At 58.4% G+C, this 11,533-nt stretch carries 10 protein-coding genes; 4 read left to right on the top strand and 6 right to left on the bottom strand.

Annotated elements, in window-relative coordinates; genetic code table 11:
* The first annotated feature begins 30 nt into the window (after positions 1-30).
* Complete coding sequence (locus tag CSK29544_RS07525; RefSeq protein ID WP_007897830.1) at positions 31-1,239, top strand: aldose 1-epimerase family protein; 1,209 nt, start codon at positions 31-33, stop codon at positions 1,237-1,239.
* A gap of 57 nt (positions 1,240-1,296) precedes the next feature.
* On the opposite strand, the gene mpl is transcribed toward CSK29544_RS07525, so the two are convergent.
* Entirely contained in the window at positions 1,297-2,676 is a 1,380-nt protein-coding gene (gene mpl, locus CSK29544_RS07520; RefSeq protein WP_007897834.1) for a UDP-N-acetylmuramate:L-alanyl-gamma-D-glutamyl-meso-diaminopimelate ligase, read from the bottom strand.
* Between the two features lie 175 nt (positions 2,677-2,851).
* Between mpl and fbp the strand changes: the two genes are divergently transcribed.
* A complete protein-coding gene (fbp, locus tag CSK29544_RS07515; RefSeq protein ID WP_012123724.1) occupies positions 2,852-3,850 on the top strand; it encodes a class 1 fructose-bisphosphatase in 999 nt (332 codons plus the stop codon).
* Between the two features lie 337 nt (positions 3,851-4,187).
* On the opposite strand, the gene CSK29544_RS07510 is transcribed toward fbp, so the two are convergent.
* The 5 genes from CSK29544_RS07510 to ytfQ form a co-directional block, all read right to left on the bottom strand.
* On the bottom strand, positions 4,188-5,753 hold the full coding sequence (locus CSK29544_RS07510) for a methyl-accepting chemotaxis protein (RefSeq protein ID WP_007897840.1): 1,566 nt from the start codon (positions 5,751-5,753) through the stop codon (positions 4,188-4,190).
* Between the two features lie 110 nt (positions 5,754-5,863).
* Positions 5,864-6,853, bottom strand: coding sequence for a galactofuranose ABC transporter, permease protein YjfF (yjfF, locus tag CSK29544_RS07505; RefSeq protein WP_007897844.1), 990 nt, complete (start codon positions 6,851-6,853; stop codon positions 5,864-5,866).
* The gene (gene ytfT / locus CSK29544_RS07500) at positions 6,840-7,862 is read right to left on the bottom strand and encodes a galactofuranose ABC transporter, ATP-binding protein YtfT (protein ID WP_007897846.1); all 1,023 of its coding nucleotides are present in this window, start codon (positions 7,860-7,862) and stop codon (positions 6,840-6,842) included. The genes yjfF and ytfT overlap by 14 nt, the downstream gene beginning before the upstream one ends.
* Positions 7,863-7,875: 13 nt before the next feature.
* Positions 7,876-9,378 (bottom strand): galactofuranose ABC transporter, ATP-binding protein YtfR, encoded by a 1,503-nt coding sequence (gene ytfR / locus CSK29544_RS07495; protein ID WP_007897849.1) that lies wholly within the window; start codon positions 9,376-9,378, stop codon positions 7,876-7,878.
* A gap of 248 nt (positions 9,379-9,626) precedes the next feature.
* On the bottom strand, positions 9,627-10,583 hold the full coding sequence (gene ytfQ, locus CSK29544_RS07490; protein WP_004388180.1) for a galactofuranose ABC transporter, galactofuranose-binding protein YtfQ: 957 nt from the start codon (positions 10,581-10,583) through the stop codon (positions 9,627-9,629).
* Between the two features lie 77 nt (positions 10,584-10,660).
* Here ytfQ and CSK29544_RS24825 point away from each other — a divergent pair, with 77 nt between their 5' ends.
* Complete coding sequence (locus CSK29544_RS24825; RefSeq protein WP_007897850.1) at positions 10,661-10,786, top strand: hypothetical protein; 126 nt, start codon at positions 10,661-10,663, stop codon at positions 10,784-10,786.
* Positions 10,787-10,984: 198 nt separating this feature from the next.
* Positions 10,985-11,512 carry an inorganic diphosphatase gene (gene ppa, locus CSK29544_RS07485; RefSeq protein WP_004388179.1) on the top strand — a complete coding sequence of 176 codons (528 nt, stop codon included), beginning with the start codon at positions 10,985-10,987 and terminating at the stop codon, positions 11,510-11,512.
* Positions 11,513-11,533: the final 21 nt, after the last annotated feature.

Below are 11,533 nucleotides of genomic sequence, written 5' to 3'. Positions count from 1 at the left end.
TAAAAACGATTCAGCTAAAAGGAAGAAAAGATGAATAAAACCGTATGGCTTACCCCGCTTGCCCTGCTGATTTCTGCTCAGGTGAGCGCGCAAACCTGGGTGCTGACCGATGCTGAACAGGGCGTCGAGAAAGGAAACTGGCAAATCAGCAGCCAAAAGCTGAAGCTTTCCGGCGCGCCGTTCAGCATTGAGCAGAAAGTGCTTCATGGCGGCAAGCAGGAAGGCAGCAAAATCATCACCATCACCAGTAAAGACGGCCTGACCATTACGTTAAGCCCGACGCGCGGTATGAACCTGCTGCGCGCCGACGGTTTTGGCGTGCGCATGGGCTGGGATTCGCCGGTGAAAGAAGTGGTTAACCCGGCGTATATCAACCTGGAAAGCCGCAACGGGCTGGGCTGGCTGGAAGGCTTCAACGAGATGATGGTGCGTTGCGGTTATGAATGGACCGGTCACCCGACCACTGCTGACGGTCAGCTTTACACGCTGCACGGCAAAGCGGGCAATACGCCTGCCTCACGCGTGGAAGTGGAAGTGAGCGACAACGCGCCGTATGAAATCAAAGTGCGCGGCCTGCTGAAAGAGAGCACGTTCAAGAAAGCGGATTTGCAGACCCTGACCGAGCTGCGCTACGTGCCAGGCAGCAACAGTTTCAGCATCAACGATGTACTGACCAACCACGCGGATTACCCGCACGACTACCAGATTATCTACCACAGTAACTTCGGCCAGCCGATTCTGGAAGAAGGCGCGCGCTTTATCGCGCCGCTGGAAAAAGTGAGCCCCTTTAACGACTATGCCAAAGGCGGCCTGAAAGAGTGGAACACTTACAGCGGGCCGACCAAAGGCTTCGACGAGATGGTCTTTAACCTGACGCCGCTCGGCGATGCGAAGCAGGAGACGGTCGCCGCGGTGGTCAACAAGGCGGGTGATAAAGGCGCGGCGATTAGCTTTAACCTTCAGCAACTGCCGGTGCTGACGATGTGGAAAAACACCGACACCCTGAAGCAGGGCTATGTGACCGGCATTGAGCCTGGCACCAGCTACGCTTATCCGGTCACGATTGAGCGCGAACAGAAACGCGTGAAACAGCTCGCCCCTGGCGAAAGCACACGCTTTGACCTGACCTACACGCTGCTGTATAACGCGCAGCAGGTCTCTGACGTTGAAAAACGCATCGCCGATATTCAGGGCGATAAGAAGACTACGCAGGAAGAGACGCCCATCGCCAAAGAGTGAGCCGGGCCTAATAAAAAAGCCTCCGCATGCGGAGGCTTTTTTATTAGCGGGAGTGGCTCAGAGCGCCTGCACTTTTTCGGCTTTTATCGCCAGCGCATCCAGCAGTTTCTGATGAATGCCGCCGAAGCCGCCGTTGCTCATCACCAGAATGTGATCGCCCGGCTGCGCGGTTTTGACAATCATCTCCACCAGCGTGTCGATATCAGCGCTCCAGTGCGCCGGCTGGATGCAGGCATCCGCCACTTCTGCCACCTGCCACGGAATGTGGTGCGGCTGGAAGAGGAACACTTCATCGGCGCGCCCGAGCGATGGCGCCAGATCGTCTTTGCAGACGCCCATTTTCATGGTGTTAGAGCGCGGCTCAAGCACCGCGATAATACGCGCCGTACCGCCCACTTTGCCGCGCAGCGCGGCAAGCGTGGCGAGGATAGCGGTCGGGTGATGCGCGAAATCGTCATACACCGTGACGCCGTTGGCTTCGCCGCGCAGCTCAAGGCGGCGACGCGCGTTCACGAACGAGCCGAGGGCCTGCGCGGCATCGGCAGGCGTCACGCCGACATGACGCGCCGCGGCGATGGCCGCCAGCCCGTTCTGCATGTTGTGCTCGCCCACCAGCTGCCACTCCACCTGGCCCACGCATTCGCCGTCCAGCCAGACTTCCCATTTTGAAGCGTCGTTAGTGAGTTTTTTCGCCTGCCAGCGGCCCTGCTCGCCAAGCTGTTCCTGCTCGCTCCAGCAGCCCATCGCCATCACCTGCTTGAGATTGATGTCATTCTCAGGCCAAATGATTTTTCCCTGCCCTGGCACAATGCGCACCAGGTGGTGGAACTGTTTCTGGATGGCTTTCAGATCGTCAAAAATATCCGCGTGATCGAATTCGAGATTATTGAGCACCAGCGTGCGCGGCGCGTAATGAACAAACTTGGAGCGTTTATCAAAGAACGCGCAGTCATATTCGTCGGCTTCAATCACAAAGAACGGGCTTTCACCAAGGCGCGCGGAGACATCGAAATTGCCCGGCACGCCGCCGATGACAAAGCCGGGCTTGTAGCCGCAGGCTTCCAGGATCCAGGTGGCCATGCCCGCCGTGGTGGTTTTGCCGTGCGTGCCCGCCACCGCCACGACCCAGCGGTCGCGCAGGACGAAATCGTGCAGCCATTGCGGGCCGGACATATAAGGAATGCCCTGCTCCAGCACCGCCTCAACGCACGGATTGCCGCGGGTCATGGCGTTGCCAATCACCACCAGATCCGGACGCGGTTCGAGCTGCGAGGCGTCATAGCCCTGAATTAAGTCAATCCCTTGCTTTTCCAGCAGGGTACTCATCGGCGGGTAGACGTTCGCGTCCGACCCCGTCACTTCATGACCCAGCGAGCGCGCCAGCATCGCCACGCCGCCCATAAATGTGCCGCAAATTCCCAGTATATGAATACGCATAGGTACAGTCCTTATTAAAACTGACGCACATTCTACCTGTTTGAGACGGGGCGAATAAACGCATTTCAGGATAATCCGCATTTTGCTGGCGCGATTCACCTGTGCGCTACAATTTGAATGTTTGTTAAGATTGTTGCGATCGCTTTACTCAACTTCAGGATGCAGGGAAAGTGTTATGAAAACGTTAGGTGAATTTATTGTTGAAAAGCAGCACGAATTTTCTCACGCCACCGGGGAACTGACGGCGCTGCTGTCGGCAATAAAGCTTGGCGCTAAGATCATCCACCGCGATATCAATAAGGCCGGTCTGGTCGATATCCTGGGTGCCAGCGGCGTCGAAAACGTGCAGGGCGAGACGCAACAAAAACTCGATCTGTTCGCCAATGAAAAGCTCAAAGCCGCGCTTAAGGCACGCGATATCGTGGCGGGCATCGCCTCCGAAGAAGAAGACGAGATTGTCGTTTTCGAAGGCTGCGAACACGCGAAGTATGTCGTCCTGATGGATCCGCTGGATGGCTCGTCAAACATTGATGTCAACGTCTCTGTCGGCACCATTTTCTCTATCTATCGCCGCGTGACGCCGGTAGGTACGCCGGTCACGATGGAAGATTTCCTGCAGCCGGGCAGCCAGCAGGTCGCCGCAGGTTATGTGGTTTACGGCTCCTCCACGATGCTGGTGTATACCACCGGTTGCGGCGTACACGCCTTTACCTACGATCCGTCGCTCGGCGTGTTCTGTCTGTGCCAGGAGCGTATGCGCTTCCCGCAAAGCGGCAATACGTACTCCATTAACGAAGGGAATTACATTAAATTCCCGATGGGCGTGAAGAAGTACATTAAATATTGCCAGGAAGAAGATAAAGCGACCCAGCGCCCGTATACCTCGCGCTATATTGGTTCGCTGGTGGCGGATTTTCACCGTAACCTGCTGAAAGGCGGGATTTATCTCTACCCGAGCACCGCGAGCCACCCGGAAGGCAAGCTGCGTCTGCTGTATGAATGCAACCCGATGGCGTTTCTGGCCGAGCAGGCGGGCGGCAAGGCGAGCGACGGCAAGCAGCGTATTCTCGATATTAAACCGGACAGCCTGCACCAGCGCCGTCCGTTCTTCGTCGGCACCGAGCAGATGGTGAACGACGTCGAGCGGTTTATCCGCGAATTCCCGGACGCGTAAGCGCGTTTGTCAGTGATGAAAAAGGCAGCCACGGCTGCCTTTTTTGTTGGCGGGTGAAGAAAACGGCGGGCTGAGGCAAAAACGGCGGGTGCGCTGACGCTTAGCCGCCCTACGAAACCCATCTAATCTTGTAGGGTGGGTAAGCGCAGCGCACCCACCAACACGTTATCTCACGTCTCATTTTGTAGGGTGGGTAAGCGCAGCGCACCCACCAACCGGTTACCTCACCGCTTATTTGTAGGGTGGGTAAGCGCAGCGCACCCACCAACCGGTTACCTCACCGCTTATTTGTAGGGTGGGTAAGCGCAGCGCACCCACCGGTTATCAGCGAAAACTCTTAACCCGCCGTCTGCAACCGGAACGACGCCATCGCTTCCACCAGCTGCTGTGCCTGCTCTTCCAGCGAACGGGTCGCGGCGGAGGATTGCTGCACCAGCGCCGCGTTCTGCTGGGCGGTTTCGTCCATCTGGCTCACGGCGATATTCACCTGCTCAATACCGCGGCTCTGCTCCAGCGACGCGTCGGCGATTTCGCGCACCAGCTTCGTCATCCGCAATACTTCTTCGGCAATCTCATCCATTGTCTCACCGGCCTGCATGGCCAGCTCGCTGCCCTCGCCCACCTGGCTTTGTGAATTGCTGATAAGCGCGCGGATCTCCTTCGCCGCCTCGGCGCTGCGGCTCGCGAGCGTACGCACTTCACCCGCCACCACCGCAAAGCCGCGCCCCTGCTCACCCGCGCGCGCCGCTTCCACCGCCGCGTTCAGCGCGAGGATATTGGTCTGGAACGCAATGGCGTCAATCACGCTTAGAATGTCGCCAATCCGGTCTGAACTGCCGGAAATGTCGCGCATTTTTTCAATCACATAGCAGACCATCTCACTGCCGCGATCGGCGGTATCGGAGACCGCTTTCGCCAGCTGATGCGCCATCCCTGCGTTATCGGCGTTCTGTTTCACCGTCGCGGTGATCTGCTCCATACTCGCCGCGGTCTGCTCAAGCGAGGTGGCGGTTGATTCGGTGCGCTGCGCCAGATCGACGTTGCCTGCCGCCAGCTCGCGGCTCCCGGTGTCGATTTGCGCGCTGGCGTCACGCACGCGCATCACCGACTGCGCGAGCGACAAACGCATCGCCTCAATGGCGCTCACCAGACGCCCCAGCTCGTTATTGCTGGTCGCGGTCAGCGAACGGGTCAGATCGCCTGCCGCCACATGCTCCAGTTGCTCCACGGACTGCGCCAGCGGCTTGAGCAGCAAATGCCGCAGCGCCAGCCAGACCAGCGTCATCATCGCCGCGGTCAGCAGCGCCACCAGACCAATCAGCGCCAGCATCACCTGTTTCTGCGTCAGCACGCCGTTAACTTCCTGACGTCCACGCGCCTCGCCCCAGCGCTGAAACGCCTGCACATCGTTATCAAACGCGCGGGTCAGCGGGATAAGCCCGTTGCCGAGCAGATCGTAATAGTCATCCGGGCTTTGCTTGTTGAGCGCCGCCATCATCGGCGCGAGCCCCTGGCCATTCAGCGCGTTAAAGCTCTGGTTAAGCTTGCCGAGCAGCAGCGCGCCTTGTTCGTCATCCACCTCGCTGGTGAGCACCGTTTTCAGCAGTTGCTGACCACGCACCAGCTCGCCCGCGATGGTTTTCACGGTCGAGGTCGCGTCGTCCACCATGCCGATTTCCATCTGGCGTACCGCCTGGCCTGCCTCGTTGCGCGCACGCAACAGCAGCGTATAGCCTTCGTTCAGACGCATCATTTTTTCGCCCTGCAACGCATTAATGCGCTGTAAGGATGCCGAGCTTTGGGTGAGTGAATAGATGCCCATGGCGCTCACGAGCAGAAGCAAAACGGCCATAACCGCCAACAGCGTCAGCAGGCCGGTACGGATAGAGAGATTTCTCAACATGGTGGGGTCCCGGTAATCGCGATAGCTTGATCCATTGAAGAAAAAACTATCGGCAATTACCGGAGAAAGTTTATACAGTTTAGCCAGATCAATATCTTATAACTGAAAAGTTAGCGCGGCGTCACACGCGTGACCTCGGCGCTCTGGCGGTTTTCCCACAGTACCGTCAGCCCGCGCTGCAGCGCGATAAAAATAAACAGCAGTAGCCCGATGGCGATTTTGGTCCACCAGGAGCTCAACGTGCCGTCGAAGTTAATATAGGTCTGAATAAGCCCCTGAATCGCCACGCCAAACAGCGTGCCGAGCACTGTACCCACGCCGCCGGAAAGTAGCGTGCCGCCGATAACCACCGAGGCGATGGCGTCCAGCTCAACGCCGACGCCCGCCAGCGCGTAGCCCGCCGAGGTGTAAATGGAGAAAACAATACCCGCGAGCGTAGCAAGCCCGGTCGAGAGCATATAAATACGCACGGTAACGCTGCGGGTGGAGATGCCCATCAAGTTGGCGGACGTGGCGCTGCCGCCGATGGCGTACACCTGGTTGCCAAAACGGGTGCGGTGCGCGAGGAAAATGCCAATCACCACCACGCCCAGCATCAGCAGGCCCATTGCGCTAAGCCGTCCGCCACCGGGGATTTTCCACGCGAGACTTGAGAGCGTGTCGTAAATCGGGTGGTTAATCGGGATCGATTCCTCAGACACCAGATAACTGACGCCGCGCAGAAAGAACATGCCCGCGAGCGTAATAATAAACGCCGGGATTTTCAGCGCATCGATAAGCCAGCCCATCAGCGCGCCGAACGCGCAGCCCATCAGCAGGATCAGCGGAAACGCCACCAGCGGCGACATGCCCCAGAAGCCGATCGCTTTGGCGAGGAACACGCCGGTAAAGGCGATCACCGAGCCAACCGAGAGATCGATGCCGCCGGAGAGGATCACAAACGTCATGCTGACGGCGATGATCCCAAGAAACGCGTTATCCGTCAGGATATTGCAAATCACGCGCGTGGAGGCGAAACCGGGGAACTGCGTCAGGCAGTAGAGATAGCCGAGCACAAACACCGCGAGCGTGATGGTGAGCGGCAGGTTACGTTTTATCATGGCGGCGCACTCCTTTAATCAGACCAATAAATCGCGGCGACTGGACAATCAGCACGCACAGCACCACCACCGCTTTCACCACCTGGTTCAGCTCCGGCGGAAAGCCCGACAGCAAAATCCCGGTGTTCATCCCCTGAATAATCAGCGCGCCGACAACCGACAGCGCCAGGTTAAAGCGCCCGCCCATCAGCGACGCGCCGCCAATCACCACCGCCAGAATGGCATCGAGCTCAAGCCACAGCCCGGCGTTGTTGGCGTCCGCGCCGCGAATGTCCGCCGCGACGATGATCCCGGCAATCGCCGCGCACAGGCCGCTCAGCATGTAGGTGAGCATGACGATAAGCCGCGTGCTGACGCCCGCATTTTTCGCCGCGCGAATATTGATACCGACGGCTTCAATAAACATGCCGAGCGCGGTTTTGCGGGTAAAAAGCCAGAATGCCAGCAGCGTCACGATCGCGATAATGACCGGCGTCGGGAAGAAAAAGAGCGAGCCGCTGCCAAGCCAGGCGAGCGACGGCGAGTTGAACGTGACGATCTGCCCGGAGGTAATCAGCTGCGCCACGCCGCGCCCGGCGACCATCAGTATCAGCGTCGCCACAAAGGGCTGAATTTTAAGCACCGCCACAAGAATGCCGTTCCAGAACCCGGCCAGCACGCCGACGCCGAGCGACGCCAGTATCACCACGGCGAGACTGTGCCCGCCCACGGTCAGCGTCGCGGCGGTCGCGCCCGCAATCGCCATCACCGCGCCGACGGAGAGGTCAATCCCGCCGGTGGCGATGACGAGCGTCATGCCAATCGCCAGCAGCGCCACGGGGGCGGCGCGGTTGAGGATATCTATCGGGCTGCCGAAGAGCCGCCCGTCCTGCAGCACTATCTGGAAAAAGTGATCCGCCACCAGGCCGTCGACCAGCAGCACCAGCATCAGCGCCGCGATTTGCGGCATGCCGGGCGGGAAGCGTAAGCGCCGCTTCGGCGCGCCCGTATCCGGTAATGAACGAGGCATCACGCGTAGCTCCTTATGCCGCAATGGCATTCATAATGGCGCCGACCGAGAGATCCTCAAGCGGGATCTCCGCCACCTGCTGGCGGTCGCGCAGGATAATCACCCGGTCGGCGTAGCCCACCAGCTCTTCCAGCTCAGACGAGATGACCAGCAGAGCCAGCCCGTCGGCGCACAAGGTTTCGATAAGCCGGATGATCTCCGCATGGGCACCGACGTCGATGCCGCGCGTCGGCTCGTCGAGGATCAGAAACTGCGGTTTCGTCAGCAGCCAGCGCGACAGCAGGACTTTTTGCTGGTTGCCACCGGAGAGAAATTCAATCGGCTGTTCCGGGCCCGGCGTGCGGATGCCGAGCTGGCGAATAAAGCGGGCGGCGATCTCATCCTGTTCACGCCGCGGGATCGGGCGCAGCCAGCCGCGCTGGGCCTGCAGCGCCAGAATGATGTTTTCGCGCACCGAGGCGGCCCCGATGATGCCGTCGGTTTTCCTGTCTTCAGGGCAAAAGCCGATCCCGAGCCGCGACGCCTGTTGCGGCGAGCGCAGCGTTTGCGGTTTACCTTTAATGGTCGCCGTGCCGCTGTCTGCTGGGTGGATGCCGAAGATGACTTCCGCCGTTTCGGTACGCCCGGAGCCGAGCAGGCCCGCGAGGCCGACGATTTCGCCGGGGCGCACTTCCAGCGAAAACGGCGCGATAACGCCTTTTTTGCCGTAATCGTGAAACGCCGCGACCGGTTTTTCGCTCAGCAGCGTGCGCCCGGCGCGCTGCAGCGCGTTGCTCTCAAGCTCGCGCCCCAGCATCATTTTCACCAGTTCGATTTGCGGCAGGTCGGCGGTGTCGCGCGTGCCGACAAATTTCCCGTTACGCAACACCGTGATGCGATCGGTGACTTCATAGACCTGATCGAGAAAGTGCGTGACGAAGACAAGGCTGACGCCCTGCGCGCGCAGCTGGCGCATCAGGGTAAAGAGCATCTCGACCTCTTTAGCGTCGAGGCTCGCGGTGGGTTCATCAAGGATCAGCACGCGCGCCGAGAGATCGATGGCGCGGCAAATGGCAACGATCTGCTGCATCGCCACCGAAAAGCGGTTCAGCGGCTCGCGGACGTCAAGATGAAATCCGTAGGATTCGAGCAGCGTCGTGGCGCGTTTTTCCATCTCTTTACGGCGCAGCAGGCCGAAGCGGCGCGGCTCGCGGCCAATAAACAGGTTGTCCGCCACCGACATGTTGGGCAGCAGGTTAACTTCCTGGTAGACGGTGCCGATGCCAAGCTGTTGCGCGTGCGCGGTGTTGCGCGGCCGTACGGCCTCGCCGCCGAGATAAATGGTGCCGCCATCGGGTTGATAAACGCCGGTGAGCGCTTTAATCAGCGTCGATTTTCCGGCCCCGTTTTCCCCGAGCAGCGCCATGATCTCTCCGCGCCGCAGGCTGAAATCGACATGGTCGAGCGCCTTTACGCCGGGGAACGTTTTGCTCAGGCCTTCCGTTCGCAGGATTTCCTGATGGTTGTCGTTATTCATGGTCGGACTCTCCTGTTGCCTGAGCCTGGCGTGTTGCGGTTAGCGTGATGTTGGTTGGCGCGGCGGGTGCGCTGTCTGGACACGGCGGGTGCGCTACGCTTACCCGCCCTACAAAACTCACACCTGCTGGCGGGTGCGCTACGCTTACCCGCCCTACATATTGCCCGCTTTTTGACAGGTAGGGCGGGTAAGCAACGCGCACCCGCCGCCGCCGTAAGAACACCTCAAAAACCCGTCACGCTGGTCAATCAATACCCCATCGTTTTCTTCTTCTCTAACATCTCTTTGGCGGTATCCGGCAGATACAGCACCGACTCGGTAATCGTCAGCTTCGGAGGCTGCGTGCCGTCTTTCTTGAATTTCTCCAGCGCGTCGAACGCCGGGCCGGCCATGTTCGGCGTCAGCTCTACGCTCGCGTTCGCCTCGCCATCCGCCATTGCTTTGAAAATATCCGGCACGCCGTCGATGGAGCCCGTCAGGATATCTTTGCCCGGCTTCAGCCCGGCCTCTTTGATGGCCTGAATGGCGCCGATCGCCATATCGTCGTTATGCGCGTAAACCATGCAGATGTTTTTGCCGTTGTTCTCGGCCTTGATAAAGCTCTCCATCACTTCTTTGCCCTTCGAGCGCGTAAAGTCGCCGGACTGAGAACGGATAATCTTGATGTTCGGCGCTTTGGAAATCGCCTCGGCAAACCCTTTTTTACGATCGATAGCTACGCTCGCGCCCACGGTGCCCTGCAACTCCACGACGTTACACGGTTTGCCCGCAACGGTTTTCACCAGCCAGTCGCCGATAAGCTTGCCTTCCAGCACGTTGTTGGCGGTAACGGTCGTCATGTAGAGCGACTTGTCTTTAACATCAATCGAACGGTCGAGGAGGATCACCGGGATTTCCGCGTCTTTTGCCTCTTTCAGCACCGGCTCCCAGCCGGTCGCCACCACAGGCGCGATAAAGATCGCGTCCACGCCCTGGGCGATAAATGAACGCACCGCTTTAATCTGGTTCTCCTGCTTCTGCTGGCCGTCAGCGACTTTCAGCGTAATGCCGCGCTTCTGCGCCTCGCTTTTCGCAACGCTGGTTTCCGCCGCGCGCCAGCCCGATTCAGAGCCGACCTGAGAAAATCCCACGGTTAACGGGACAGCCAATGCCATAGACGACATGGCTGCCGAAACTGCTGTGACAACAAGTAAGCGCTTCCACATAAGGGTATCCTCGTAGGGTTATTGTTGGGTAAGAGTCCACCTGTGGCGAAACTATAGACAAGCGTGGATGTAACTGAATGCGTTACATCACAATTCAAAAAAGTAACGAAAAAGTTAAAATTCAGAAGTGGCGGGATTTAACGCCAGCCGGGATACGGCGCGGCAAGCGCCAGCGCGGCATCGGCCAAAAATTTTTAGCGTAAAAAGGGTTACCAGACACCTAATGTAAACGTTTTCAGTAATTTATTGAGGATGCAGCTGGCTTTATGGATGAACGTGTCATGGGAAAACGCTGAAAGGTGCAGCAGGCTCACCGGTGAAACAAAAGAGTCCACGACTTTCCATTGCAGTTGGCTATAATACCTGGCACTTGTTTGCCATACATTTTTAAGGAAACAGACATGAGCTTACTGAACGTACCTGCGGGCAAAGATCTGCCGGAAGACATCTACGTTATTATTGAAATTCCGGCTAACGCTGATCCTATCAAATACGAAGTGGACAAAGAGAGCGGCGCGCTGTTCGTTGACCGTTTTATGTCCACCGCGATGTTCTATCCGTGCAACTACGGCTACATCAACCACACCCTGTCTCTGGACGGTGACCCGGTTGACGTGCTGGTCCCGACGCCGTACCCGCTGCAGCCTGGCTCTGTGATCCGCTGCCGTCCGGTTGGCGTACTGAAAATGACCGACGAGTCTGGCGAAGACGCCAAACTGGTTGCGGTACCGCACACTAAACTCTCTAAAGAGTACGATCACATCAAAGACGTGAACGATCTGCCGGAACTGCTGAAAGCGCAGATCACCCATTTCTTTGAACACTACAAAGATCTGGAAAAAGGCAAGTGGGTCAAAGTGGAAGGCTGGGATAACGCCGAAGCCGCTAAAGAAGAGATCCGCGCCTCTTTCGAACGCGCGAAGAAGTAATTCGCCGCGAATGAAAAAACA

Source organism: Cronobacter sakazakii (assembly GCF_000982825.1).
Taxonomy (GTDB): Bacteria; Pseudomonadota; Gammaproteobacteria; order Enterobacterales; family Enterobacteriaceae; genus Cronobacter; species Cronobacter sakazakii.
Note: the sequence above shows the minus strand (reverse complement) of the source record. Positions and strands in the feature narration are given on the sequence as shown.